This is a genomic window from Aquibium sp. ELW1220, assembly GCF_030398385.1.
In the GTDB taxonomy this organism is placed as follows: Bacteria; Pseudomonadota; Alphaproteobacteria; order Rhizobiales; family Rhizobiaceae; genus Aquibium.
On sequence record NZ_JAOAOQ010000002.1, the window covers coordinates 257,418 to 281,819 of the forward strand.

24 protein-coding genes are annotated in these 24,402 nt (G+C 62.7%); 13 read left to right on the forward strand and 11 right to left on the reverse strand.

The genetic code is table 11. From position 1 onward, the window contains the following. Nucleotides 1-4 precede the first annotated feature (4 nt). Entirely contained in the window at nucleotides 5-1,063 is a 1,059-nt protein-coding gene (locus tag N1F91_RS03230) for a polysaccharide pyruvyl transferase family protein (protein ID WP_289990281.1), read from the forward strand. Nucleotides 1,064-1,072: 9 nt separating this feature from the next. Here the strand turns inward: N1F91_RS03230 and N1F91_RS03235 are convergent, their stop codons facing one another. Genes N1F91_RS03235 through N1F91_RS03250 form a run of 4 tightly spaced genes read right to left on the reverse strand, consistent with a single transcriptional unit; the run spans nucleotide 1,073 to nucleotide 4,442 of the window. Beyond that, nucleotides 1,073-1,891: a Stf0 family sulfotransferase gene (locus N1F91_RS03235; RefSeq protein ID WP_289990282.1), complete on the reverse strand. Its 819-nt coding sequence runs from the start codon at nucleotides 1,889-1,891 to the stop codon at nucleotides 1,073-1,075. After that, nucleotides 1,888-2,715, reverse strand: coding sequence for a glycosyltransferase (locus tag N1F91_RS03240; protein ID WP_289990283.1), 828 nt, complete (start codon nucleotides 2,713-2,715; stop codon nucleotides 1,888-1,890). Before N1F91_RS03240 ends, N1F91_RS03235 begins: the two co-directional genes overlap by 4 nt. Then, nucleotides 2,708-3,526, reverse strand: coding sequence for an alpha/beta hydrolase (locus tag N1F91_RS03245; RefSeq protein ID WP_289990284.1), 819 nt, complete (start codon nucleotides 3,524-3,526; stop codon nucleotides 2,708-2,710). The genes N1F91_RS03240 and N1F91_RS03245 overlap by 8 nt, the downstream gene beginning before the upstream one ends. Nucleotides 3,527-3,557: 31 nt before the next feature. Beyond that, complete coding sequence (locus tag N1F91_RS03250) at nucleotides 3,558-4,442, reverse strand: Lpg1974 family pore-forming outer membrane protein (RefSeq protein ID WP_289990285.1); 885 nt, start codon at nucleotides 4,440-4,442, stop codon at nucleotides 3,558-3,560. Nucleotides 4,443-4,679: 237 nt separating this feature from the next. Here N1F91_RS03250 and N1F91_RS03255 point away from each other — a divergent pair, with 237 nt between their 5' ends. From N1F91_RS03255 to N1F91_RS03265, 3 genes are read left to right on the forward strand one after another with little or no spacing between them, the layout of a single operon-like run. Next, on the forward strand, nucleotides 4,680-5,825 hold the full coding sequence (locus N1F91_RS03255) for a cytochrome P450 (RefSeq protein WP_289990287.1): 1,146 nt from the start codon (nucleotides 4,680-4,682) through the stop codon (nucleotides 5,823-5,825). Nucleotides 5,826-5,849: 24 nt separating this feature from the next. Beyond that, on the forward strand, nucleotides 5,850-6,281 hold the full coding sequence (locus tag N1F91_RS03260) for a hypothetical protein (protein WP_289990289.1): 432 nt from the start codon (nucleotides 5,850-5,852) through the stop codon (nucleotides 6,279-6,281). Further along, entirely contained in the window at nucleotides 6,278-7,171 is an 894-nt protein-coding gene (locus tag N1F91_RS03265) for an alpha/beta fold hydrolase (protein ID WP_289990291.1), read from the forward strand. Before N1F91_RS03260 ends, N1F91_RS03265 begins: the two co-directional genes overlap by 4 nt. Nucleotides 7,172-7,701: 530 nt before the next feature. Here N1F91_RS03265 and N1F91_RS03270 read toward each other — a convergent pair. From N1F91_RS03270 to N1F91_RS03280, 3 genes are read right to left on the reverse strand one after another with little or no spacing between them, the layout of a single operon-like run. After that, entirely contained in the window at nucleotides 7,702-8,103 is a 402-nt protein-coding gene (locus N1F91_RS03270; protein WP_289990293.1) for a hypothetical protein, read from the reverse strand. Next, complete coding sequence (locus N1F91_RS03275; protein ID WP_354670516.1) at nucleotides 8,100-9,431, reverse strand: recombinase family protein; 1,332 nt, start codon at nucleotides 9,429-9,431, stop codon at nucleotides 8,100-8,102. Before N1F91_RS03275 ends, N1F91_RS03270 begins: the two co-directional genes overlap by 4 nt. Further along, a complete protein-coding gene (locus tag N1F91_RS03280) occupies nucleotides 9,431-9,886 on the reverse strand; it encodes a DUF2924 domain-containing protein (RefSeq protein ID WP_289990295.1) in 456 nt (151 codons plus the stop codon). The genes N1F91_RS03275 and N1F91_RS03280 overlap by 1 nt, the downstream gene beginning before the upstream one ends. Nucleotides 9,887-10,280: 394 nt before the next feature. On the opposite strand from N1F91_RS03280, the gene N1F91_RS03285 reads away from it, so the two are divergent. Then, a complete protein-coding gene (locus N1F91_RS03285; protein WP_289990297.1) occupies nucleotides 10,281-10,961 on the forward strand; it encodes a hypothetical protein in 681 nt (226 codons plus the stop codon). Nucleotides 10,962-11,018: 57 nt separating this feature from the next. On the opposite strand, the gene N1F91_RS03290 is transcribed toward N1F91_RS03285, so the two are convergent. Beyond that, nucleotides 11,019-12,422 carry a hypothetical protein gene (locus tag N1F91_RS03290; RefSeq protein ID WP_289990298.1) on the reverse strand — a complete coding sequence of 468 codons (1,404 nt, stop codon included), beginning with the start codon at nucleotides 12,420-12,422 and terminating at the stop codon, nucleotides 11,019-11,021. Between the two features lie 797 nt (nucleotides 12,423-13,219). Here N1F91_RS03290 and N1F91_RS03295 point away from each other — a divergent pair. Continuing rightward, nucleotides 13,220-16,507 (forward strand): toprim domain-containing protein, encoded by a 3,288-nt coding sequence (locus tag N1F91_RS03295; protein ID WP_289990301.1) that lies wholly within the window; start codon nucleotides 13,220-13,222, stop codon nucleotides 16,505-16,507. On the opposite strand, the gene N1F91_RS03300 is transcribed toward N1F91_RS03295, so the two are convergent. After that, nucleotides 16,504-17,019: a cold shock domain-containing protein gene (locus N1F91_RS03300; RefSeq protein ID WP_289990303.1), complete on the reverse strand. Its 516-nt coding sequence runs from the start codon at nucleotides 17,017-17,019 to the stop codon at nucleotides 16,504-16,506. The genes N1F91_RS03295 and N1F91_RS03300 overlap by 4 nt on opposite strands. 308 nt (nucleotides 17,020-17,327) lie before the next feature. Between N1F91_RS03300 and N1F91_RS03305 the strand changes: the two genes are divergently transcribed. From N1F91_RS03305 to N1F91_RS03330, 6 genes are all read left to right on the forward strand, one after another. Further along, nucleotides 17,328-17,720: a hypothetical protein gene (locus N1F91_RS03305; protein WP_289990305.1), complete on the forward strand. Its 393-nt coding sequence runs from the start codon at nucleotides 17,328-17,330 to the stop codon at nucleotides 17,718-17,720. Between the two features lie 437 nt (nucleotides 17,721-18,157). Continuing rightward, nucleotides 18,158-18,799, forward strand: a complete 642-nt coding sequence (locus tag N1F91_RS03310) for an NUMOD4 domain-containing protein (protein WP_289990307.1) — start codon at nucleotides 18,158-18,160, stop codon at nucleotides 18,797-18,799. Next, on the forward strand, nucleotides 18,796-19,260 hold the full coding sequence (locus tag N1F91_RS03315; protein ID WP_289990309.1) for a hypothetical protein: 465 nt from the start codon (nucleotides 18,796-18,798) through the stop codon (nucleotides 19,258-19,260). The genes N1F91_RS03310 and N1F91_RS03315 overlap by 4 nt, the downstream gene beginning before the upstream one ends. Then, nucleotides 19,260-19,517 carry a DUF6378 domain-containing protein gene (locus tag N1F91_RS03320; RefSeq protein WP_289990310.1) on the forward strand — a complete coding sequence of 86 codons (258 nt, stop codon included), beginning with the start codon at nucleotides 19,260-19,262 and terminating at the stop codon, nucleotides 19,515-19,517. The genes N1F91_RS03315 and N1F91_RS03320 overlap by 1 nt, the downstream gene beginning before the upstream one ends. Further along, on the forward strand, nucleotides 19,514-19,708 hold the full coding sequence (locus N1F91_RS03325; protein WP_289990313.1) for a hypothetical protein: 195 nt from the start codon (nucleotides 19,514-19,516) through the stop codon (nucleotides 19,706-19,708). The genes N1F91_RS03320 and N1F91_RS03325 overlap by 4 nt, the downstream gene beginning before the upstream one ends. Then, complete coding sequence (locus N1F91_RS03330) at nucleotides 19,708-20,265, forward strand: hypothetical protein (protein ID WP_289990314.1); 558 nt, start codon at nucleotides 19,708-19,710, stop codon at nucleotides 20,263-20,265. The genes N1F91_RS03325 and N1F91_RS03330 overlap by 1 nt, the downstream gene beginning before the upstream one ends. Before the next feature lie 198 nt (nucleotides 20,266-20,463). On the opposite strand, the gene N1F91_RS03335 is transcribed toward N1F91_RS03330, so the two are convergent. Together N1F91_RS03335 and N1F91_RS03340 are read right to left on the reverse strand one after the other, a co-directional pair. Next, complete coding sequence (locus N1F91_RS03335) at nucleotides 20,464-21,366, reverse strand: hypothetical protein (RefSeq protein WP_289990315.1); 903 nt, start codon at nucleotides 21,364-21,366, stop codon at nucleotides 20,464-20,466. A 134-nt stretch (nucleotides 21,367-21,500) separates the two neighbouring features. Continuing rightward, complete coding sequence (locus N1F91_RS03340) at nucleotides 21,501-22,877, reverse strand: IS1182 family transposase (protein WP_289990316.1); 1,377 nt, start codon at nucleotides 22,875-22,877, stop codon at nucleotides 21,501-21,503. A gap of 632 nt (nucleotides 22,878-23,509) precedes the next feature. On the opposite strand from N1F91_RS03340, the gene N1F91_RS03345 reads away from it, so the two are divergent. Next, nucleotides 23,510-24,064, forward strand: a complete 555-nt coding sequence (locus tag N1F91_RS03345; protein ID WP_289990317.1) for a hypothetical protein — start codon at nucleotides 23,510-23,512, stop codon at nucleotides 24,062-24,064. The last annotated feature ends 338 nt before the right edge of the window (nucleotides 24,065-24,402 follow it).

Genomic DNA, 24,402 nt, shown 5'->3' on the forward strand with positions numbered 1-24,402 from the left:
GGGGATGATCACCGTCGACCGGGCGCTGATCGATGTGCTACAATACTCAGGTATCGAATGCGAAATAGACTTCTTCTGCCTGGAGAAGTCGTTCACGCTTGATCTCGGCTATGTCGAGATCGACTACAACCTGCTGGACGGTGCGGATCAGCTTGCCACGTTCGATCGCATCCTGTTCTGGGGCGATTTCCTGCACTGGAAGAACTACGTCCTGCGAGACGTCGCGCCGCGGATGGTCAGAAGCGGGGCAGCCGATTGCTCGGCGGCCGTTGTGGATGCCTGGTACCAGCGGTTGATGCTCGAAGGGCGCGAAGACCTCCAGCGCAAGTCGATTGTCTTCGGATCCACGATCTATGCGCTCACCGCGACGGATCTGGCCGACGGACGCTATGTCGCTGCGCTGTCGTCACTATACGCGAATGCCCGCCTCGTGCGGCTGCGCGACGTCATGTCGGCCGGATTCGCCGCGCAACTTGTCGGCGACGGCCGCGATTACCTAGGTTGCGACTGCGCATTCTTCCTGAAGCGGCGCGAGATAACCGTTGGAGATCGCCCCGCACCATCTGGCGAAGTCGTGGTCGCCTTCGGACGGTCTGGCTCCACGATGCTCTACCGAGGATTTACTGAACGCATTGCCGAAATGGCCGGCAGGAGAACGCTCGACCTCGGCTGGTTGGACCGGACCGCCCCCCTTGAGATCGACCACAGGATCGACGTCGTCCGCAATGCCGCCTTCGTGGTGACCGACATTTACCACGTCGCGGTGACAGCGATGCGAGAGGGCACACCGCTCCTCTGCTTCGCGCGCGGTACCGCGGCCACCGACTCGACCTTGTCTGACAAGAAAAAGGAGATCCTGATGAGCCAGCATTTCGCGCGCCGCAATCTCGTGCATCAGGAGATCATCCATCTCACCTCATCCAGCGACAAGACGGCCAAAGCGCTGGTGGACCAGTGTCTCGAAACGATACGCGATCAAAATCATCAGCGTGCGATCTCGACAGGCCTGCGTCGCCATGTCGATCGGCAGGTCAAAAGCCTCCATGCCGCCATATTCGGGTGATGGGTCGGGTCACCGTGCCGAGGGTAGATAAGCTTCGCGGCGCTCAGCCGCAAAATGCTCGAGAACGTCGCCATAGGTCGTCAGGATTTCGTGCTTGAGCGCGCGGTCGATCGGATAGGCGCTTCCCCGTTCCTGGACGACGAGGTCCGCCAGGATGTGTTCGTCAATGGTTTCGCCGATCAGCGCCGCGATCGCTTTGACGACCCGACCCGGATCGGCGACGACGGCCTCGCTCGAGATTTCGAGCGGTCGTATCCCATGCTCGGCGAACGCCATCTTCCAGAAGCGTTCGCTGTCGATCACGAGCCGGCAGGCACGCTCCACAGATTCACGATCGAGGCGAAGGTCGAGGATCCGAAATTGCGTGCTCGTCTCGGAGAATGACCAGCGGTTCGTGGTAGCCGCGGTGACGAGACTTGCGACCTGGGCGGCGAACCCCTCGCGAAAGAGATGGATGAAGTGGTTCTGGACTGACGCGTCAAAGCCCTTGGGATGTACTTTGTTGAAGAACCGGGTCTGAGCAGCCATCAGCTTGGCAGCGAAAAACCCGCCGGAAGTCCGACGACGCAGAAGCTCGCGACCGTAGGCGAGGCGCGCGGCCGCGCCGGCGCTCGGGTCACCGCGAACGCCCCACCTCGCCGCCAGAATTCTGGCGACGTGGGCGCTATAATACTCGTTCGGGATGCCCCAACCTTGCCCGATCATAAGGCGGCAAAGCGTGAAACTCGCAGTTCTCGGCGAGGTGCATAGGTAGATCGCCTTTGTCGCTGGTCCCTCGTCGCTGTCGAACCGTGGCGAAACCAACTGATGGATGTCGAGCCGGTTCAACTCAGATCGACTTTCACCGTGAAACGCAGGGAGCGCTCGAAGGTGCAATTGGCGATGAACGGCGGCGAATCGATCTTTGGCAATGGAATTTCGATGAAAGCGCCGTCGCTGAAGACATCCTTCGACCGGAACAGATCATCAATCCGCTTCCACAATTCGCGACGGAAACGCAAGTCGATGTCGGCCTTCATCTCGAACCGCATGAGGAGGCTCTTGATCTCCCGATAGAGCTTGCCCTTGGCGAAGGACAGTTTCCGGCCAACGCCGTAATTCGCGACGCGTTCGTCATTGGAATGCTCTATGATGCAGGAAACCCCGGCCTCTGGCAGGACATGCCGTTGATAGCCCATCAGTTGCAGTCGGTGGTAGAGATCGACGTCTTCGCCGCAATAACCCTGCATGACTTCATCATAGCCGGCAACTTCGTCAAAGGCGCTCCGCTCAACGACGCAGGTGCCTCGAACGTCGTTGCGGAAAACAAACTCGGCGAAGTGCTCCTTGGGGATGCCGCGTACCAAGTCCAAGAAGTCCGGCGCCAGCACGATGTCAGCATCTACGAAGACCAGCTTTGCCCCATTAGCGCGTCTCGCGCCGGCATTCCGGGCGACGGAAGCGTTGAAGAGCGGTTGACCGTCGATCTCGACGATCCGGACGCCGGGATGATTCGCGCGAACGTAGTGACGGGTTCCCTCCGGGCAGTCGAAATCGACCACCACTACCTCGCAGCCGGCAAAAGCGGTGAGCTGCGGCAAGGTTTGCTTCAAATGGCCAAGGCGGCCCTTGCAGGTCGTTATGAACGAAATATCGGGAATGGGATCAGACATCGGCGAGCCAGCGGTTGATCGTCTCCGAAACCATGTCGGTCTCGGTGACATGTACGAAATGACCACCACTTACCACTGCGATCGAGACCTGTGCGCCGCCAAACTGCGCCGAACGTTCGAAGGTGCCCGCCAAGATGTATGGATCGGCGGCACCGTAGACCAGCAGGAACGGTGCCGGCCCTGACGGCAGCCCTTCGAGGCACATGTCGCGAGCACGTGGATAGTTCTGATTGTAATAGCTGGCCATGGCGAATGAAGACGAACGCTCGAGAGCGGCAACAAGCCGTGTCCTGTGGGTCTCATCATTGCACCAGTAGGCGAGCCGATCCATCTCGAAGACCTCATGCCGATCCCGCGCGGCAATCGTTCGTGCATAAGCAGACGCTTGCCACTGGCCGTCATCGGCCATGCCGGCGAACAAGGCGGACGGATGCGGCGCGGCGATCGACACGAAAGCACGGAACTTGGGGGCTGCCATCATCCACAGCCACCACGCCACCGCTCCTCCCCAGTCATGGCCGACGAAGACCATGTCTGAAGCGCCTAAGTTACTGGCCAGATCCGAAAAATCTCGGGCGACGTCAAGGATACGATAGGCTTCGGGAGCGGCCAACGGCGGGGTCCCGTTGTAGCCGCGCAGGTCAAAGAAGACGTTCGTTCCCGTAGGATTCAAGCGTTTCGACAGAGGTATCAGGCTTTCCCAGAAATCTGGAAAACCATGCAGGAAAACGAATACAGGACCACCGTCACCGATGGTCCTGTACGTTGTCAGGTTGTTTGGGCGCCGAAGGCAATATTCACGGACGCCCAATGCGACCCCAGCACACTCGAAAGCGCGACGATCAGAATTTCAGTTTCAGACCAACGAAGGGGCCGTGGATCAGTATATCATCGCCCTCACCAGAGCCCGTTACGTTCCACAGCTGCTGCCCTCGGTAGCCAACGATCACCTCAGTTCCGTCATTCGGCTTGAATGATACGCCAGCTGAACCGGTTATCTCGGCAAGCCAATCGTTTTCATTTTGGCTTTCACCATACTCGACATTGTACTGATAAAGATCATCGAAAATTTGGTAATCGATGCTGGCACCGTTCTTGCGCTGACCGTACATGGCAGAACCGGACACCGCACCAACGACGCCCCATGTCCCACCCAAGCGAGCTTCAACGCCAACACGAGGACCTGCCCCGAGAAACTCGGTGGTCCCGACCTTGCCAACGGCTACGCCATAGTTGCCGTTAGACGCGCTGAAATCGCTTCCTTGGTCCAGCTTCAAATGCATTCCACGCACGCCCGCGAAGAAGCGGGCCTCAAAGTTGTTCCGCTGGACGCGTCGACCGATGTCAAAGTCAACCGATTGCATCCCGAAGCTGGTGCTTTGGCTGACCGTGCCAATCCCACCGATAAAATTGTCGCCGTAGCTTTCCTCGTTGTCCAGGAACTGTGTCACAGTTCCAGTGATGCGCCAATCATAGGGGGAGGACGCGTCGAATGCCCGCCCGACGGCAATCGCACCATAGCCGCCCATATCATTACCGAAGTCCAGCGGCCCGCCCACCTTTCCGATCGCCTTCGAATAATCGGAGAGCGTCAAGCCGCCCTCTGTCATGATCTCGAGCGACGGATAGCTATCATCGGCGGAGGCAACGGCAGGCGCCGCGATCGCCGCGGCACCCGCCGCAACGAGCTTGATTGTTCTTCCAGACATACCGTCGCGACGCTCCATGTTGCTTTCCCAAGATTGGACCAATGATTGCATTTTGCCCTGTCGAAACCTCTCCTGCAAGAACCGCCCGCGTGTGCAGACGCAGGGATTAGGTTTTCTTGCCGAGTGTGGCCCGTGCGCAACAGGTGCGCCGCATGTCCCGAGGAAGCTGTTGCGTCGGTCTTGCTTTGTGAGATAAGCGGTGCCGCCGTCAGGCGGGTTGCATGTCCTCGCGACGGTTGCCGGCGGAGGGGATTGATGCGAATAACCGAGCAGCTGATCATCGCGCTATACGCCGCGGCGGAACGTCAAAACCGTGGCGAAGAAGTACCGGAATTCGTCGCCGATCACGTTACGATCGGTCAGATTTTGCGCAATGGCGACCTCTTTCGCAAGGATTATGGCCTGATCAGCGAGTTCATGCTCAGCCGATTCAATACGGACGGCAAAGGCTGGAAGGACCGACGCAGCATTTCTCAAAATTATTTTGGCAGCGTTAAAGCCACCGCCTTTGCCCACAGCATGAGCAAGGCTGCCGAGGAGGCCTTCGATCCGGGTGTAAATTTTGCAGGAAGCGGCTTGCGTCGGCATTGCATACGTTATGCTGCCGGTAACTTGTTTCGCATGTTTGGATGGGATTCGGTGCCCGACGGCTTCGTGGAGTGGACTGAGCAAATGAGGGTGTTCGTCCAGGAACTTCAGATCAGGACTTTATCCGGGACGGCGGGCGCGAATTCTATCGCCCCGCGGAAGGAAGCGCTTCTTGATGAACTGCAAGCGATCCTTCCCGCCGGGTTTCCGATAATCGCCGCTGGTATCGAGCGCCTTGGAGATGAGCGGCAGATCCTCGAAGAACTGGCCATGCTGCTCTTTGGCGGCGTCGAATCGACAGTTTCGACAATGTTGTGGTGCATGGAGCTGCTCGGGCGGGGCGCGGAGTACCAGGGCATTTTGCGCGAGCAAGACCCTCGGCGACGGCGCGAACTGGTCGTCGTGTTCATCAACGAGATCATGCGCCGTTTCCCGGCCGTTCCGCTTTTAGTTCGTACACCCGCTGCCGCAACGACGATCGGAGGCAGATGGTTCCCGAAAGACCAGCCGGTGATGATCTCGATCATCGGCGCTCATCACGATGCGCGCAACTGGGAAAATCCGTTCATCTTTGATTATCGTCGTCGAGAGTTTCTGGATGGATCCTTCAGGCATGGGACCTTCATCCCATTCAGTCATGGCCCGCGCACCTGTGCGGGCGCCCGGCTGGCAGCAGACGAGATCCGCGAGGCGATGCTCCACCTCACAGTGCGGTTTGAGATCGAGCAGCCAATCGAAAATCTTGCTTTCGATTACGGTTTGACGCTCAATCCAACGACGTGGGAGCATATTCGGTTCAGGCCCCTGCACTAAACCGCCGGAGTATGACCAAAGGCATTGGAGATCGGTTTGACCGACATAGTTGACAACAGGGCCTTCGAGCGTCCCGTCCTTTTCACTTCGACGATGGATCTTCTCGCAGCGACACCACCGTTCAAGGGGTTCGAGCTTGAAAGCATGGTTCGAAGCGTTCAGTTTCAGATCGACCAGAACACCTGCCTCTTCGCGATCGATGAAGGGCGGATGGCGGGGTACATCGGCTGGATCCTCACCTCGCAGAACGTCGTCGATGAATGGCGCTATTCCGGGGGCATCCTGCGGCCCGCGGTTGAGGCGGAAGTGATCGTCGTGACGATCATCGCCGTGCAGTCGCCGAAGCTGATCCTGCCTTTGATTCGCAAGGCGAAGACCAAGTCCAAGGGACTTCCGGTCTACTGGAAGCGGATGAGCCCCGACGGCCAGTCGGAAGTCATAAGGTCCGTGCCGTGATCACCCGAACTCAGCATGAGATAGCCATTCGCTTCGGCTCGGTGGTCGGTACGATGAAGGTGCGCGTTTGGTCGCCTTCGGACGATGCCCCGGTCCTGTTCTGTTTGCCCGGATTCATCGGCCACATCGGCAGCGAGTACTGTTTCATCGCCGATCACCTTGCCCGCAACGGTTACAAAGTCGTTGTGCCCGACCTGATCGGACGCGGCGAGAGCACCTATTTCGGACGCAAGGAAGTTTATTCGCCACGCAACATTATGTATGCGCTGCATGCCGTGATCAGCGCGTTTCCCGGTCGGTCGCGGTTCCTGATGGGCACCTCGTGGGGCGGCATCATGTCCATAATGTACGTCCAGGCATTCAGGGAGCGGTTCCAGGGCCTTGTCCTGAACGACATACCTGTTACCAACGGGGGCACCAACATCGAGTTCCGTGATCACCTGATCGCGATGTGCAACGCCGAGTTCGACAGTCTGGACGAGGCGGCGCGATGGGGCCACGACCTGCTCGACAACACGCTAGGCCCACTTCCGGCCAATCTCGATTCGCGGTTCTTCGGCGAGCACTACGTTCGCAAAGCTGGGTCTCGGTTCCGCTACAAGATCGATCCGGTAATCGCCGAGGTCATCCGCGACAACGTCGCCACGCGGTTCGATTTGACCGATTCGATCCTCGGCATGAACTGCCCAGTCGCGATGCTGTACGGCATCGACAGCTGGCACCGAGATGCCGCCAACATCGCCTCGTTTCGGAAGGGCGGGCCCGACATCACCATCTTCGACAGCCTCGTTGGCAAGCATCCGCCGCTGCTTGCGACGCGCGACCAGCACATGATCGTGCAGGGCTTCCTGGATTATGCAGGCAACAAAGCGAAAATTGGCGTCTCGTAGGACCTGTTGCTAAACGGGTGCCTTGGTAATACTAAAACCGTGCCGGCTTCTCTCGATTCACGGCCCGCTGGCGGGGTGCGTCACTTTGTTGAATTTGCCTTTCGGGTCACCACGACCGAATTCTAATGGGAAAGGCTGACTCAGGTTGGCGCTACGAATGTCCGCCGGAGCCCTGCATCAGCATGCCTTCCATCCGGAGTTGCTCACAACTCGGCCGGAGCGGCGTTGGTTAAATTATATCTGGTGGGCATGGCCGCGACTAGGGCAACTATTTCGCGCGACAAATGTCACGATCTGACCAAGGCGGAAAATAGGAAGCGTCGTCGCCTTGCCCCATGCACTCCTCGTCGCGATCCATCGGGATAAACCCGCCGGCTTCTATAGGGGGCGAGGGGAGCCGGCGGGTCTGGTGCATTACAACCGGATGGGGGAACGGCTGCAGACCTCGGTTACATCAGTATGGTAAACAAAACATTAACACGGGTAACCATTTTGTTGGGACAAGCCGCCTCCACCCCCGCACCGCCGGTTCAGGATTCGGCTGGCGCCGCGTTGAATACGGCGCTTTCCTGGTCGTCCCAGGCCAGCCAGGCGATGTTGGCCAGTTCGAGCAGCGTCACGGCAGAGGTTTCGCGGCGGTAGACGAGGCGTCTGAGAACGGCGGGGGCGAGCCAGGCAAGCCGCATCTGCCGACTGACCTGCCGTTCGGACAGTTTGAGGGCGATGGCGAGGTCGCGCACCGTGCCGAACTCGCCAGCCTCCATCCGCCGCCGCCAGCTCCAGGCCTGGCCGATGGCGCGCAGGATGTGCGGGTCCTGCGTCTGGTCCTCGCTGGGCAGGTAGCCAGCGGGCGGCAGGATTTTCGGCCGCCCGTTCTTCTTGCGCAGCTTTAGGGGCACGAAGATCTGGATGCTGTCGCTGGTTTTCATCATTCAGCCGCCTCCAATACGCGCGGGGTCATCAGGTCCCGCATAACGCCGGCGATGCCGTCGGTGCGCAGGTCGATCACGAGGCCGTCGGCACCCACGGTGACGCGTCGGACGAGCAACTGGACGATGCGAGCCTGCTCCGCGGGAAACAGCTGTGCCCAGAGATCGTGGAAGGTCTGCAGGGCTTTGATGGCGTCCGCCTCGGCGATGTCGCCATGCCCGTCGCGGGCGAGTGTCGCGAGCACCGGCGCCGCGGTCTCCGGCGCGCGCAGGACGCGGCGGATTTCGGTGATGACGGCGCTCTCGACCATGTCGGCGGCCAGCCGGCGGGGAACATTCTCCTCGCCCGTGTCGCGGTTCTTGATGACGTCCATCGAGACATAGTACCGATAGCGCCGTGCGCCCTTGTTGGTGCAGGACGGCGTCATCGCCACACCCGTGGTGGTGAAGATCAGCCCCTTCAGCAGGGCAGGCGTCAGCGCTCGACTGTTGTTGACGCGCTTGCGCGGGCTTTCCCCCAGAATGGCATGGACCTGATCCCAGAGGCGTTCCTCGATGATGGCCTCGTGCTCACCCGGATAGGCGGTGCCCTTGTGGATGGCCTCACCGCGATAAACGCGGTTGTTGAGCAGCCGGTAGAGGTAGCCCTTGTCGATCAGGGTGCCCTGCTTTGACCGGACGCCATCGCGCCGGAGGTCCCGCGCCAGCACTGTCGCGGATCCGATTTCGACGAAGCGTTCGAACACCGTGCGGACGGTGGCGGCTTCCTCAGCGTTCACGACGAGCTTGCGGTCCCGGACATCGTAGCCGAGCGGCACATAGCCGCCCATCCACATGCCCTTCATCCGTGAGGCCTTGACCTTGTCGCGGATGCGCTCGGCCGTGACCTCGCGTTCGAACTGGGCAAAGGACAGGAGGATGTTCAGCGTCAGCCGTCCCATCGAGGTGGTGGTGTTGAAGGACTGGGTGACCGAGACGAAGGTGACGCCGTTGCGGTCGAACACCTCGACCAGCTTGGAGAAATCCATCAGCGAGCGCGACAGGCGATCGATCTTGTAAACGACCACCACGTCGATCAACCCGTCCTCGATGTCGGCCAGAAGCTGCCTCAGCGCGGGGCGCTCCAGAGTGCCGCCGGAGATGCCGCCATCGTCATACTGATCGCGCACCAGCACCCAACCTTCGGAGCGCTGGCTGGCAATGTAGGCCTCGCAAGCCTCGCGCTGGGCATGAAGCGAATTGAACTCCTGTTCCAGCCCCTCCTCGGAGGATTTGCGGGCGTAGACGGCGCAGCGCAGCCGGCGGGGCGGCGGTTTCGACATCGCGTCCATCAGCGTTCACCTCGCTTGCGCTCGCGAAGCCCGAAGAAGCGGTACCCATTCCAGTGTGTGCCGGTGATGGCCTTGGCGATCGCCGACAGCGACTTGTAGGGGCGCCCCTGCCATTCGAACCCGTTGCGCAAGACGGTGATCGTGTGCTCCACCCCGGACCATTCGCGGACCAGCCTGGTGCCAGCCACCGGATTGCGCGGATCGGCGATCTGGCTCTTGCGATTCAGGACACCGTCCACCTCGTCGGCCAGCAGATCCAGCATGCGACGCGTCTCGCGGTCGAGGCCGCCGTGGGTCAGTTCCTGGATGCGATAAGCCAGCCGCCCCTCCAGATAGGATCGGCTGTTGTTGGGGGCAGCAGCGCCAAAGAGCACCTGCCACTCGGCCTTCAGCTCGTTGACGGACATGGCCTTCAGCGCGGCCAGGCGGGCGGGGATGGGGTCATGCGTCGTCATGCAGGTCTCCGGTGCGTTGGAGTTGCATGACGGCATTGGTCGGGCGGGAAGTGTAGGCAACTTTCTCGCGCACCGGAAGAAAGTTCACGGCGTTCCCGCATCCGCCCATGCAGCTGCACCAGTCCGAGCGCGAGCAGGCGGCAGAGCTCAGTGCGGCGCTCGGTGGGGGTCATTGCCGATGGAGCGAGAGCATTTGGACGACGGATGGGATCGGGATCGAACATCATGGGCAATCGATGGCGCATCGCGCCGCGCGTCGCGACCTCGGAACCGGTCACCCCATGTCAGGCGGGATGGGTGGAACCGTTCCACCCTTCGCTACCGGAATGCCTTGAGTAGATTCGATGTTCACATTATGTTCGATCTATCCCAACCCCGACCCATGAGGCCGCCGATGTCGTTGAAGACGCTCGATCGCACGCAATGGAGCTTCGATGAGGCGCTCGCGCATATTCAGAAGGTGACGGTAGCGCGGGGAATTGAAGCGGCGAAGTTGCTGCCGAAGCGCGAACCGGCATATCAGCCCTGGGACCTTCCGCAGGATCCGAAAATCGCCTGGAAGGCGCAGGGCGAGACCGAACTGCTGGTCGCACTGCGCGACGGCGATATGATAGCGCAAGGTCGCTACACGGAGGAGCGACCCAATGGCTGGGGCTTTGGCGCCAGCAGCGGCTTCGGGCTGCACTCGGGCTATCACACCAGCATTCGGCCCGAAAAGTGGCGCGAGGGCCGGTATCTGATGGGTAAACTCACAGCGCGCGACTGGGAGTTCATCGATATCCGGATGCCGCGCTTCATGGTGAAGGCGATCTGGTCGGATCACATACCGGAGGTGGATCGCAACCTACCCGCCTCTTCCGATGCCGTCTACACCACGCCCTATCTCGAGCTGATGCAGGCAGCGATTGCCAGGTTCGGCATGACGAAAGACCATCAGAGCAAGAAGGAGAACCTGTCGGACTGGTTCCTCCAACAGCAGGTCGAGGGCGAGCCGGTGTCGCAGAACTTGGCCGACGCCATGGCGACGCTGATCCGGTTGCCGTCGGCGCAGCGCGGCGGCGCGAAGCGGGTGTAGGGGCCGGATCTGCCGAAAGTGGGATGAATCGGTCGATAGCCGGGGCTCCGTCCATCGTCATGATCTCAGGTCGGCGATCCCGAGTTCCGTCCACATCCAGTTGAAGTCATAGCCGTGCATCGGGTCGTCGTCGGGGCTGCGCGCACTCGCCTGCTCGAGACCCTTGATCCAGTTCGCCACCGCAAGCCGTCCCTTTGCGCTGCGTACCGCCTGCCGGGGCGTCTTGCCTCCCAGCATGGGTACTGGCTCGTTGAGGCTTTTCCGATAGTGTCGGTCCAGAACCTGATGAACCGCCTCGCGAACATCCGCCGGGCTCATGTCGTCGGAAAGACCTGCTGCCGGGGAGGACGATCCACCGCGCCGGCTGGCCATGGCCTGTTCGGGCGTGACCCGCTCGGTCAAAGGTTCGCGAACGAGCCCGGCGAGCGCGGTCTTGAGCTGGCCGCGGATGCGCTTTGCTCGGGCTTCGGAATTTACAAACACCTCGAGCGTGGTTGCGGTCAGCGTCAGGTTTCCATGGATTGTCCGACCCGTATCGGGATCGGCCTTGCCTCGTCGTTTCCGCGGCTTCGACGCGGGTTTTTCAGGCGCGAACCATGTCCAGTGCGCGTCGTCGTCGTCGCGCCGCAGGTTTGGGATACCGGCCAACGCCTGAGCGATATCAGACGCGGCGACCTTCGGCAAAAGCCTGAAGTGAAGCGTCATCAACTCGAGCGGCTCGCCGTCGGTGTTGACCAACTCGGGCAAAGGCGCCAGGCAGCGACGGATCGCGTCGTTCAGCCAGAGCGTCGTGATCGCTGGCGCCGCGGCTGACAGGAGGCTCTCGTCACTGAGGAGTTCGGCCTCCAGCCGGGCTCGCAGGGCGGGATTGGCGGCCGTGGCGAAGCTTTCAGCGACATTCGGTGCGCGACTTCGCGTTCGTTTTAGCAACGCCAGCATTTCGTCCGCGAGGACCCGCTCGACATGGAGAACCGCGCTGCTCATCTGGACCACGCCGCGTATGGTGACGATGCGTGCGGCGATGACGTCCCAGGACACCAGCGTCTTCGTCGCCGTCTGATCGGCTACCCGGACGGGTTCGCCACCACGAACCAGATCGCGGGCAAGGAAACTCTCACCGGGCCGTACGTCGCTCACCTCATGGAGGCTGACGACCGAATGACGGAGCGCTTCGATGTAGGCGCGGTTGATTGCGCTCTCCTTCCAGCCACGCCGCCTGAGATAGTCGCTGGCAAGGTTGCTGCCGTCCTCCCAGGTCACCGTGCAGCAATCCTCGAAGGCGCAGTCCATCGCCGCCAAGGCAGCGTCGCCGATCACGTTTGGAAGATCGTAGATATCGATGTCGTTCAGATCGCAGGCGCGGCGGATATGTCTTTCGACCATCTCGCCCATCCGTTCCCGCCACGGATCGCGGCGGGACCATTCGACCAGACCGCTGGCGTTTCCCCAAGGCCTGTTCATCGGAACCTCCCGCGGATGTTACCGCCGGCGATCAGCGCCGGCACGGTCTTGATAGCCGAAGCGGGAGCGGGGTTGAAGATCGAAGTCGCGCGGGGTTTTGCATGGAACCCTGCTGGGACGGTCAAAGACCGCGCCGAATGATTTGAGCGAGAGCCGGCCTGACGGGTGCTTCGTCCCGAGCATGTTTTTGGCTGGAACAAGCACCCAGTCACTTTGGGGGCAGGGCTTCAGCCAAAGAAAGTGTCGCCTTCGCCAAGGTCGGGCTGGCCGAGGACTCCATTGCGGCGCAGACGCGTGGTGGAGGCGGGGCGAGATCGCTGCGGTTACGAGCAGTCGCGGCAACCAGTGGACCGTTGCCGCCGGCAACGAAGCACCTGTGACCACGGCCGGCCGCGACTTTCGCGCAGACCCGAGGGGTCCACCCACCTCGCCACGGCGCATCGGCAGGGTGGAACCGTTCACCCCATTCGTGGCGGGGTGGGGTCCGCCCACTGCCGGTCACCAGCTCCCGGCGGCGTGTGGAGCCGGCCATTTCGGTCCTTGGGCTCCACCCTTTTTCTGAAGTGATCACAGCTACTTGCCGGAAGGGTTCCACCCTTTCCGGCGACCCGGCGTGCGGCTGGGTGGACCGGTTCCGACGTCGCGAGGCCTGCCCGGAACGCGGCAGAACCGGGGGCAACGACGCCCTCAACCCGGTTCCGAACGCCCGTGTCCGCCCGCCTCCGTCACCCCCTGCGCATCGTCGCCTCGGCCTCCGGGTCGCTCGGCGCGATCGCGCACGTCCCGTGGTGGCGGCGATGAGCGGGCGGGACTGGCAGGCCTTCGACGCTGACCTGCGCGCGCGGGTGCCGGAGCTTGCGGTCGAGCTTCTGGGCAAGCCGAGATTTCGCGCCGGCCAGGAATGGCGCTGGGGCCGCAAGGGTAGCCTGTCCGTCGTGATCGGCGGTGCAAAGGCGGGCATGTGGTTCGACCACGAGGCGGGGCAAGGCGGCTGGTTCGTCGATCTGGTCGGTCGCGCCCTTGGCCGCCCGCGTGATGCAGCCCTCGACTGGACCGCCGACCGGATGGGGTATGGATCACGCGACCGGCCCGTTGGGCAACGCCCGACGCCGGCAAGTTTCCCCGCCACTCCACCGAGCCAAGCCTCCGCACCGCGAGATGAGGAGCAGGAGACGGCGGTCGCGGATGAGGGCGTCGACCTTGCAGCGATAAGGGCAGAAGGCGCTGCCGATCGCGCCGCCCGGATCTGGAACGCTGCGCACCCTGCGCCGAAAGACCATCCCTATCTCGTCGCCAGGCAGGTCGCGCCGCTTGCCCTGCGCATGGATGCTCGCGGCCAGCTCGTCGTTCCATTGCAGGATGCCGCCGGCAAGCTTCACAGCATCGAGACCATCGCACCCGACGGCGCCAAGCGCTATCTCGCGGGTGGCGCCAAGCGCGGGCATTTCGCCGTGGTGGGGGCCGGGTCTGCGCCGCTTGCGGAGCCCACCGGACCCGTCCTGATCTGCGAAGGCTGGGCCACTGGCGCGAGCCTCGCCATTGCCACCGGACACAGCGTCATCGCCGCGATGGATGCCGGCAACCTGCTGCCGGTCGCAGAGGCGCTGCGGGCGTGCTTCCCGCATGCCGATCTGGTGCTGATCGCCGACAACGACGCGAAGCCCGATCGCGACACCAACCCCGGCGTCGAGGCCGCGCACAAGGCTGCACTGGCCGTCGACGCCCGTATCGCCATTCCGGTCATTCCGGGCGATGCCAACGATCTTTTTCGCACCGAGGGAAAGGAAGCAGTCGCTGCCCTCGTGGCGGGTGCGGTGCGAATCCCTCCGCTGCCACCGACCTATCCGGCACCCGTGCTCACGCCCGAAGAAGCCCGTGCCAGCCTGGCCGACGCCATCAACACCTTCATGGCCGAGGTGCCGCGGCACTGGGCCGCCGTCGAGGCTGCGATCGAGGCGGCAAAGGATGCCGCGGAGGACCGCAGTCCTCTGGATTTCAACATCGTGGCGTGCGCCGTCGTTCCGCCGCTGCTTGGCCTGCCGGTCGATGTGGGTCTCGGCAAGACCTCGAGCGCGCGGGCCGCCATCGCCGCCCTCATCGCCTCAGGCGGGCTTGGCGGCCGCAAGGTCGTCTACGCCGTGCCGCGCCATGATCTCGGAGCCGAACAGGTCGCCGCCTTCCAGGCCCTTGGCCTTCGCGCCATGCTCTGGAAGGGCCGAACGGCTCGCGATCCCACCCCTGAGAAGCCCGAGCAGCAGATGTGTCTCGACACGGAAGCGACCTTCGATGCCCTCGAGATCGAACACCCGGTCGAACAGAGCTGCTGCATGGCCAGGCGCGGCAGCGAGTTTCTCCTGTGCGCCTACTACCATGCCTGCGGTTACCAGCGGCAGAAGCCGCTTGCGCAGGTAGCCGACGTGATCGTCTGCGCCCACGACAGCCTCTTCCACATGAAGCCCGAGGCCATTGGCACGGTTGGCCTGCTCGTGATCGACGAGGCCTTCTGGCAATCGGGCCTGCGCGGTCTCGACGGCAAGGCCACGTTGACCCAGGACGGGCTCGAGCCGGGACGCGCCTCGCTCGTCTGCTACACGTCGCAGGGCAAGATCGACCCGGAGGCGACCGCCAAGCTGGTGGCAGCCCGCGATCGGCTCTTCAAGGCGCTGCAGGTCACCGAACCCGGTCAGCTGCGGGCAGGCTTGCTGGAAGCCGTCGGCCTCACGCCCGAGGATTGTCGCAAGGCGGCTACGCTCGAACGTCGCCGGATGCGCGATGCCGGGCTGTTGCCGGGCATGTCGCCAGCGGGAGAGCCATGGGCGCCGCCCGGACGTTGCGTGACGCTCTGGCTGATCCTTGCCGAAGCACTGGAGACAGGTCATGACGCTGCCGGCGCCGAACTCGGCCACGAGATGACCGAAGCCGGTTCGGTCCGCGCGCTTCGCCTGCGCTGGCGCAGCCGCATGCGCGCCGGCTGGGCCATCCAGGTGCCGATCCTGCATCTTGACGCCACGCTCCGGCCTGAACTCGTCCAGACCTACCTGCCGATGATCGGCATCGGCGCGCCGGTGGCTGCGTGCCAGCCGCATGTGCGGATCAGGCAGGTCACCGGCAGCCCGACCTCGGCCCGCGGGCTGACGCCGGGAGCCGACGCGTCGGATCGGGACCGCAAGGCGGCCGCGACCCGGTTGCGCGATCTCAGCGCCTGGATTGCGCTGCGCGCGCGGCAGTGTCATCGCCCTGGTGCCGCGGTGGATCTCCTCGTCATCGGCCAGAAGAGCGCGGTCGATGCGCTGCGGGCCGCAGGGTTGCCGCCACGTGTCGAGGCGGTTCACTTCAACGCGCTGAGCGGGCTCGACCGTTGGGGGCAAGTCGGTGGCATGATCGTGCTGGGTCGCACGCTGCCTGCACCACGCACGGTCGAGCTCATCACGATCGCGTTGACCGGCCGCGTGCCGGCGCCGAACCCGGAAGAGGCAGGCTGGTGGTATCCGATGGCCGACCGCCGTCTTCGCCTCGCAGACGAACGAACCGCGCCGCTCGCCATGGAAGCCCATGTCGATCCGATTGCCGAGGCCGTGCGCTGGAGCATCTGCGAGGGCGAACTGATCCAGGCGATCGGCCGCGGGCGCGGCGTCAACCGGACCGCCGACACGGTGCTGGAGATCGACCTCCTGACCGACGTCGTCCTGCCGGTGACGGTGGATGCGCTCGTGTCATGGTCGGAACTGCGGCCGACCCGACGCGATCTGATGGCGCTGTCGGGCATCGTGCTGAACAACGCCGCCGACATGGCGACGTGTTTTCCAGATCTCTGGCCGACGCGCGAGGCTGCCAAGAAGGACGGCCAGAGGAAGGGGACAAACTGCTATTATAGGAGCTTCTATAATAGCAGAATGTCCCCATCCTCTGTGGAGGTGACCTACCGCCCGATCGGCGCTGGCCACCGCGCGCGGATCGCGCTCGTCGATCTGGCCCGCATTCCCGATCCGGAGGCCTGGCTCACCAACCGCATCGGACCACTCGCCAGCTGCGAGATCCGGCGGGTCGAAAACGCTGTGACCGACGCGCCTGGCCCGTCCGACTAGCCCAGCCGGATGGATCGGACTTCGACACCCTTTCGCCCTGGGCCAAGCCTGACGAGTACGCCCTGATCAGCGGCTAGCGTGGAAATCCCGCTGCGCGTCAATGCGGTTGCGTGGACAAACACGTCGCCGTTGTCGGTACTGATGAATCCAAAGCCCTTGATCGGGTCGTAACGCTTTACGACACCGCTGTGCTCCGGGCCTTCGGGATCCGCCCGAACAGGAGGTTCAGAACCAGCACGGATGGCATGTCCTGCAACCGGTCCGCCGCCCATGGTGACCGAGACGACCTCGGCGACCTGCGGACCCTTGAGGCCGATTTCCGTCCTGACCGTCAGGCGCGAACCTTCAGACAGATCGCTGTATCCGGCGGCCTGCAGACGTGAGCCGTGAAGATACGCACTCGAGCCGTCACTCAGCTTCACGAAGCCGAAGCATCGACCGGCGTTGAACCAGAGCAGCTCGGCGTCCTCGGCCGCGCTGACCGGCGTCTCGGCAGGCGCGGTCTGCCACACAGGGGCAGTCCGCCGCTGAAAAAAGCTAGGCTCCGAATCTACACCGCCCTCATAACCATAATGGCCGCGGCTTCGCGACTGACGATGATCTCGATACCTGCCCATTCTCGCACCGGCTACATAGGAACCGGCGCCGCTTATAGCCGGGATTGATCCCCAATCAACAGACTTTCCCTGTCTCGCAATCCGGAAAAATCCAAACCGACACCACCGTCGCGTGCGATGGAAAATCAGCCGGTCTTTCGCTGTGAGGGCATGCAGTATCACGCACGCGCTCGATTGCCGGCCGCCTGATCGAGGAAGGCATCATGGGCTTGAGCCCGACCGAGCCGACGCTCGACCAGATCGAACGGCTGCACCGAGGCTTTCCCGAGGTTGCGCCGGAACTGATCGAATGCGAGACCGACGCCTGGGATGCACGCATCGACCGCTGGCTGACCCACGACATCCGCAGTGTCAATCGAGGCCATGGCGGCTACGAGGACTGGCGGGACGAGGAGTTCGAGCGCGCCGCGCCGATCCGCGACGTGTCGGTCGGCGAAATCCTCGAGGGCGCGCTCGGGATCGAGCCAGCGAAGTGGACCAAGGGCGATCAGATGCGGGTCGGCGCCTGGCTGAAGTCGCGGGATTGGGAGCGCTATCGCAACCGCAACGGCGCGGCTCGTGAATGGCGATATCGCAGGCCGGATGGAAACGGCTGACGGCAACCACCGCTGATCGAAGGGCAAAGGGTATCCGAAAGGGTGCCCTTTTTACGTTCAGGGTAGGTCCCACTTCGAGATTGGTCCCACCTTGGCAGCGAAGTGGGACCAGGAAAAACCGTTTGAAATCAATGCTGGTCCCACTGGTCCCACTTGGATCACCACATTCCTTTCTTCCTATAGAGAAAGGGTATGTCCCTGCCGTTTTTCGTTCTTCCTCATACGACGTAAGGAAAAAGGTGGGACCAAGTGGGACCAGTGGGACCAGCATTGTTTTTGTTGATGTTTTTGGTGGTCCCACTTCCGAGCAAGGTGGGACCTGGCATGAGCAAGTGGGACCAGGCAGCAGCCAGGGCGATTTCTCTTGAACCACGGCCGCCGACATGATTCCCTACCCATGACCAAAGCCGAAGGCCCACAGCTTGTGAGCCTTCACCATGAACACAACGATCCTCGCGCAGGACATCCGCCCCGAACCGGGGCGCCGTGCCGCATCAGGCATCCTCGCCCTCGATCTGGGCACCGCCAACGGTTGTGCATTGCGCGACCATTGCGCAAAGGCTGAAACCGTCGAATGGCGGTCAGTCCCGGACTGGCCGGCATATGAAGCATCATCCGATGGCCGCATCCGTAGGGTTCATCGATCCTCGGGTGCAGTGGCGGGCCGCGAGCTTCGCCCCCTGCTCAACAAGAAAACGGGGTACCTCTCGGTCTGTCTTTCCGAGCGCTCTCGCTCGAAGCGCATCGACATTCATCGTCTCGTTGCAACCGCATTTCACGGCCGCCAGCCGTCCGCACGCCATCTCGTCGCGCACAATGACGGCAGTCGGATCAACAACGCGTCCGCCAATCTGCGGTGGGCAACGCAAACCGAGAATCTCGGCGATTGCCACGCGCATGGCACCGCCTTGATCGGTTCGAGAAACCCGGCGACCCGCATCAGTGAAATCGACGTTCTTGCCATTCGGGGGATGAAGGCCACGGGAATTCCGCGACCCGTGATCGCGGAAGGCTACGGGCTGCACAAGCGATCGGCCTTCAGGATTCTTGCCAAGTCCACCTGGGGGCATGTGCAATGAGCATTCTTTCACTGGACCTTGGAACTCGGACTGGTTGGGCGCTTCTCGGCCGCGATGGGATGGTCACGAGCGGCACCGTCGATTTCAAGAACAATCGGTGGCAGGGCGGCGGCATGCGCTTTCTGCGCTTCCGTGCCTGGCTGGACGAAGTCCATAGCCTCGCCGGCGGCTTCGATCAGCTGATCTACGAGCAGGTTTGCCGGCATGCTGGAACGGACGCCTCGCATCTTTACGGAGGTTGGCTGGCAATTGTCGCAGTATGGTGCGAGCACCACGGCATCGCTTACCAGGGCGTGCCGATCGGTACCATCAAGCGGTTCATCGCCGGCAAGGGCAACGCCGACAAGGCGGCGGTCATTGCCGCCGTCCGTGATCGTGGTTTCCAGCCTGCCGACGACAACGAGGCTGACGCCATCGCCATCCTGCTCTGGGCCATCGAGACCAGGGGAGGCATGTCGTGATGAACGCGCAAGCTCTGCTCAGCGAGGCGGCCCGCATCGTGTCGGACCGGCGCGTCGCCTATGGCGATCCGGCGTCGTCCATGGCGGCGATCGCTGCCCGCTGGTCGGTGACGCTCGGCGCGCCCGTGTCGGCCGCCCAGGTCGTGCTCTGCCTGATCGACCTAAAGCTCGCCCGCCTGGCGCACGATCCGGCGCATGAGGACTCGATCCTCGACGTGGCCGGCTATGCCGCCGTCCTCCAGGAGGTCACGCGATGAACTGGCTCCCCAGAGGATATGGCGGCGAACGCCGCGATCCCGAACAGGTCAAGGGCGAAGGCTGGCGCAAGCAGGGCCTGCTGGTCGTCAGCCCAGCCGACCCGCGCCTCACATGGCCAGAGCGGGAACTGGTCAAGCAACTCGGCGACAAGCTGTACGGCAAGCGCCCCGAGCCGAAGGAGAGCCGGTGATGGCACGAGGACGCAAACGCAAGACCGGCACGCGCTATCCCTGTGGCAAGCTGGAACGAGCCGAGACCGAACGCGAGGCGATGGCGGTCGCGCTCGATGCCCGCCGCCGCCACTACGGCGTGTCGATCAAACGAGCGAGGGACCAGCGGCTTGGTTCAACACTCGGCCGGCTGGCCTTCACGAAGCTGATCAGCAATGACCAGCACGAGGCTGGCCGGGTCTTCGGCGAGCTCTACCAGCGTCATCATGCCGTCATGGGTTTGCCGGCTCCCACCCCGCGCTCGATCGCGGGTCGCCTGATCGAGGAAGGCATCATGGGCCTGAGCCCGAGTGAGCCAACGCTCGACCAGATCGAACGGCTGCGCAGACGATTCCGCGAGGCCGCGACGGCGCTCACCGAATGCGATCGCACAAACCGCTTCGATCCTGGCCGGGGTCCGAGCCACCTCGTTCACCGCGTGGTCTGCACCGATGAGGATACGCTGTCCTGGTCGAACGACGACATCGCCAACCTGCGGGTCGGCCTCAACGCGCTGGTGCGGGTGTTCAGGATCTGATGCGTCGGGGTCGCTTATGAACGAAAAAACCCGCCACCTGGAAGGTGGCGGGTTAAGATATCCTCCAGCTTCCGATGCGCTCCGGCGCAACTTCGGGATGAGGAGGGCTGACAGACTGCCTCCGCCTCTTCAGACGTTCCCTCGGAATGAACAAGGGGCCTTTCGGCCCCTTGTGAAAAACAGATCGTCCGGAAGGCGTCAATCGAGAGCTTCTGCCCAGCCGGCGGCGCGATAGGGCATGGTCGGCGTCTGGAAGACGTTGAAAGTGTCCTTGGCCGTGCCGGCGCCGCCGAGCGCCACCGACAAGCCGATGCGGAAGGCATGCTCGGTACCACGGTCGTCGTTTCCGTTCTCGTAGTCGCGGTACTCGTAGGACCCGGTCGCGAAGATCGGAAGCTCGGACGACACCCTGGCCGCACCCTTGGCTCCGATGTTCCAGAAGCGACCCCACTCATCGCCGTCGTCGAAGCCGTCTTCGGCGTAGCCATAGCCGCCCGACAACGCCACCGCGACGCGGTCACTGAAGCCGTGGATCACGCTGCCGCCTACGAAGTACCCGGTGAAGCCCTCGTCATCCTCGTCGACGCGAATGTCGGCCCAGCCGGCATGGCCCGTCAGCGTGGTGTCGGCCGTCAAGGCGTGCGTCAGCAGGACGCCCCCGGTCCAGCCGAAGTTTTGATCATCAGCTTCGTCATACTGGCTGGTCGTTCCGAAGCTTCCAAAAGCTCCGATTGTGCCGCCACCGACGCGGACGTTCAGGCTCGAGCCGGCCACGGCCAACAGGTTCGGTGCATTTTCGTCCCAGTCCTCGTCTTCAGCCAGATGCAGCAGTTCGAACTGCAGATCTGAACTCCAAATCAAGCTCTGAGAGACATCGACGTTGACAAAACCGGAAGCATAGCCGCCCCACAGTGTATCGGATACCTCGGGGTCCCCATCTTCTTCATTGGAGAACCCCAGCGCATTGCCGCCGATCTCGAAGGCGCCCTTGATGCGACTTTCGACAACGGGTTCGATGAAGGACTCGGGAACGATTGCGTCGGCGGCGACCGCGACACTGGCGCTGGCCAGCAGTGCCAAGACTGACAAGGAATGCTTCATGGATAATAAACTCCTAAAGAGCCTGTCGCCCAATGGGTGCGTCTTAGGATCCGTGGCGCTCCAGCGCGCCATGACGGCGTAGGGAGCCGGGTTTCAGCCGCTCATTGCGACCTGTCCTGGCCGTTTTTGCAGTTCTACCCCGCGTTTTCTGTTCGGCGGACGGACTCCCGGTGCAGTTTTCGAAGGTTGTGAACGGCGGCCTGGAGCTGCCACTCGCCGCGGCAGAGCTCAAGCCCGCGCATGCTGAAGCGACCGGCATCCTGGCGATCCTTCATCTGTCCGAACACCGGCTCGACGCTGGCTCCCCGTTGACGGTAGAGCGCGCGGCCGCGCTTGGTCCGCAGCTTGCGGTCCATGCGCTCCCGCGCCGTCATGGACTTCGGCATCCGCCCCCGCGGCGGTGGAGCCTCCCGCAAGGCAGCTCGCTGCTTGTGGTCTTTCTGCGTTGCAATGAACAGTTCGCATTCCTCGGTCTGGCTGGCGGCATTCGCCTCCGACCAGTACCCGGCATCCGCAACCGCCGCACCGAGAACAGCTTCCTCGCCCGCTACTGCTTCGACATTGGCCTGTGCCTGGTCGAGCATGCCGGTGAGTTGACGGACATCGTTGGCCTCGGTGGTGACGTCAGCGGCCAGGATGATCTGCCCGGTCGTCACCACCGCCTGGGCGTTGTAGCCCTGCACCCAGCCGCGCCGCGTCTTCAGGATGCCGCTCTCCGGATCCGTGGTGTTGGCCACCGTGTCCGGATCGACACTCGGGTCGGGTTCCTTCGGCTTGCGTCCGCGCTTGCGCCTGCCGGTGGCCTTCTCCTCGGCCTCCCGTGCCGCGATCTTCTTTTCCTGGCGGCTGGCCGCAGCGGCAGCCTGTGCCTGGAGCTTCTCCTGGCAGGCCTTCAGTCGAGCCAGACGCTCTCCGCGCCGCTTCAGATCGCCAGGCATGGCCGGACCACTGGCCTCGGGGCCGAACTGACGGTCCTCGCGGGCATCCGTCGCCTCGGCCTCCGCCAACACCCGGTCGATCTGCTCCCCGATCGTGCTGGCCGTGCGGTTGGCGTCCAGTGACGCGTTGGCTTTCACCTTGGTGCCGTCCAGCGCAACCAGCCCGAGCCGGATCAGGCCGGCCTCCCGGCACAGCTCCAGAACCTGGAGGAAGACGCCCTTCATCCGCTTGGCATGGCGCTGGCGAAAGCGTGCAATGACGGAGTGGTCGGGAACGTCGTCGCCGACGATGAACCGGTAGCCGGCATCGCGCCGGCACAGCCGCTCGACCGCCCGGCTCGACCGCACACCGTGGCTGTAAGCGTAGATCAACAGCGCCAGCAGCATCGCTGGCGCGAAAGGCGGCTGGCCCGCGCGACCGACCTTGCAGGTCGCCTCGAAGTCGCTGAGGTCCATGAGCCCGACGGCATCCACAATGACGTGGACGATGTCGCCCTCGGGCAACCAGTCCATCATGTCGACCGGGAGCAGGAAGCGTTGGCGACGATCCGGTTCGCGGAAGAAATGGGCCATGGCGAATCCCTCAACGGCTGCTGGCGCTCAGAAAATCATGCCGCTCAAAGCCCCGTCAACTGAGGGACGGCGATAGTAGCGAGGTTCCGACCGCCGAGACGCCGATTCTGCAACAGGCTCTAAATTGGTTGATAACCATTGCTGTTAACCATCTCGCGCCGGCGACGCAATTAGGCAATCGCGACCCAAGAGATGATTTGTTTCCCAGTGTTGTGCTTTGGCAACACGCGTGTCGAGCCGCACCGCACAATCACTCGAGGCCTCGGCTGTCCGAGGCCACCGCCGCACTCGACGACTGCGATCGTGAACATCGGCTGTCACCCGGACGCCGGCCCTCGTTCTGGGTCTACCGGGTGATTTGCGCCGACGAGGACGTGCGGCACACGGACGACGACATTGGCAATCTACGCGTCGCGTTGAATGCCCTGGTACGTGTATTCCGCCTCAGATGATGCTTTCCCACAGGACAGCGCTACGCAGCGTTTCGCTAGAGCACGAAGAACTTATCATGTTGATATGTATCGCAAAAAGGCTTGACGATCACATGCCGTGCGGCTAAAAGTTCCGATATTGGAAGCTTGGAATTCCGCTCGGAGATTACCTCTCCTGGCGTTTGTGTTTCAGGATCCGCGTTGCACCTCGTCGTCCTCGCCGCTGACGCCAACCGCATCCGTTTCGAAGCCGCCTGCCATCATCTTGGTGATGGCGAAGCCCGTCGTGCCTTCTCGATGGCGCTGAACAAGGAAGGCCGCAAGGCCTACACCGCGCACCGACGTGCGCTGGTCAAGCAGACCTCCATCCCACGCCCTGTGGTCACCGCCGCGATGCGCTTCGACAGCGCCCGTCGCAATCGCCTGGAGACGAGGATCACAGGCACAGGCCGGCATCTGCCGCTGTCAGTGTTCAAGCCACGGCAGTTCTCCTACGGTGTCCGTGCCAAGATCTGGGGCAGGGCACAGACCTACCGCTCCGCCTTCCTGGTCAAAGGCTACGGCAACGAGGCGTTCAAGCGCGTGGGCAAGGCACGACTGCCGATCGAAAGGCTGTGGGGACCTGCGGTGCCGAGCGAGATGCTGCGTGACGAAGCCGTCGCGGTTTGGCACGATCAGCTACCGGCGATCGACGCGGAGGCGCGGCGTCTGATCGGGCTGATGCTTGGCGGTCATCGTATTGGATCGCGTCGGTAGGCGAATGGCGAGTAGAGACGAAGACTAGTTAACTATTGTCTCCGACGTCGTAAGACGCAATCGGAATAGTGAGATTGTTAAGAATGAACACGCGAGAAAGAAATACTAGGCAGGGGGGGTATAGGAGCCCCATAATACTTGTTTATACTGCGCTGTCGCCGCTGCCCGGTTTTCGCGTGTTTTTTCCCGTTTGATTTTTCCGTTTTGTTTTGATTTCAGGGGGTCTAACACACTGAAATCATTGATGTCGACCCCAACGAACCGGGTTTTGAAAGGGTAGAACGCGCACTTCCGCATTTTGCCAGTTCATTTTGATTTCAGTGGGTGCATCGCATTGA

Bases quoted from the DNA above. Each gene is read 5' to 3' on its own strand.
- N1F91_RS03230 (WP_289990281.1), top strand. From the start codon at position 5: ATGATCACCGTCGACCGGGCGCTGATCGATGTGCTACAATACTCAGGT.
- N1F91_RS03240 (WP_289990283.1), bottom strand. From the start codon at position 2,715: ATGTCTGATCCCATTCCCGATATTTCGTTCATAACGACCTGCAAGGGC.
- N1F91_RS03250 (WP_289990285.1), bottom strand. From the start codon at position 4,442: ATGGAGCGTCGCGACGGTATGTCTGGAAGAACAATCAAGCTCGTTGCG.
- N1F91_RS03255 (WP_289990287.1), top strand. From the start codon at position 4,680: ATGCGAATAACCGAGCAGCTGATCATCGCGCTATACGCCGCGGCGGAA.
- N1F91_RS03270 (WP_289990293.1), bottom strand. From the start codon at position 8,103: ATGATGAAAACCAGCGACAGCATCCAGATCTTCGTGCCCCTAAAGCTG.
- N1F91_RS03275 (WP_354670516.1), bottom strand. From the start codon at position 9,431: ATGGACGCGATGTCGAAACCGCCGCCCCGCCGGCTGCGCTGCGCCGTC.
- N1F91_RS03280 (WP_289990295.1), bottom strand. From the start codon at position 9,886: ATGACGACGCATGACCCCATCCCCGCCCGCCTGGCCGCGCTGAAGGCC.
- N1F91_RS03285 (WP_289990297.1), top strand. From the start codon at position 10,281: ATGTCGTTGAAGACGCTCGATCGCACGCAATGGAGCTTCGATGAGGCG.
- N1F91_RS03290 (WP_289990298.1), bottom strand. From the start codon at position 12,422: ATGAACAGGCCTTGGGGAAACGCCAGCGGTCTGGTCGAATGGTCCCGC.
- N1F91_RS03295 (WP_289990301.1), top strand. From the start codon at position 13,220: ATGAGCGGGCGGGACTGGCAGGCCTTCGACGCTGACCTGCGCGCGCGG.
- N1F91_RS03305 (WP_289990305.1), top strand. From the start codon at position 17,328: ATGGGCTTGAGCCCGACCGAGCCGACGCTCGACCAGATCGAACGGCTG.
- N1F91_RS03310 (WP_289990307.1), top strand. From the start codon at position 18,158: ATGAACACAACGATCCTCGCGCAGGACATCCGCCCCGAACCGGGGCGC.
- N1F91_RS03315 (WP_289990309.1), top strand. From the start codon at position 18,796: ATGAGCATTCTTTCACTGGACCTTGGAACTCGGACTGGTTGGGCGCTT.
- N1F91_RS03320 (WP_289990310.1), top strand. From the start codon at position 19,260: ATGAACGCGCAAGCTCTGCTCAGCGAGGCGGCCCGCATCGTGTCGGAC.
- N1F91_RS03325 (WP_289990313.1), top strand. From the start codon at position 19,514: ATGAACTGGCTCCCCAGAGGATATGGCGGCGAACGCCGCGATCCCGAA.
- N1F91_RS03330 (WP_289990314.1), top strand. From the start codon at position 19,708: ATGGCACGAGGACGCAAACGCAAGACCGGCACGCGCTATCCCTGTGGC.
- N1F91_RS03335 (WP_289990315.1), bottom strand. From the start codon at position 21,366: ATGAAGCATTCCTTGTCAGTCTTGGCACTGCTGGCCAGCGCCAGTGTC.
- N1F91_RS03340 (WP_289990316.1), bottom strand. From the start codon at position 22,877: ATGGCCCATTTCTTCCGCGAACCGGATCGTCGCCAACGCTTCCTGCTC.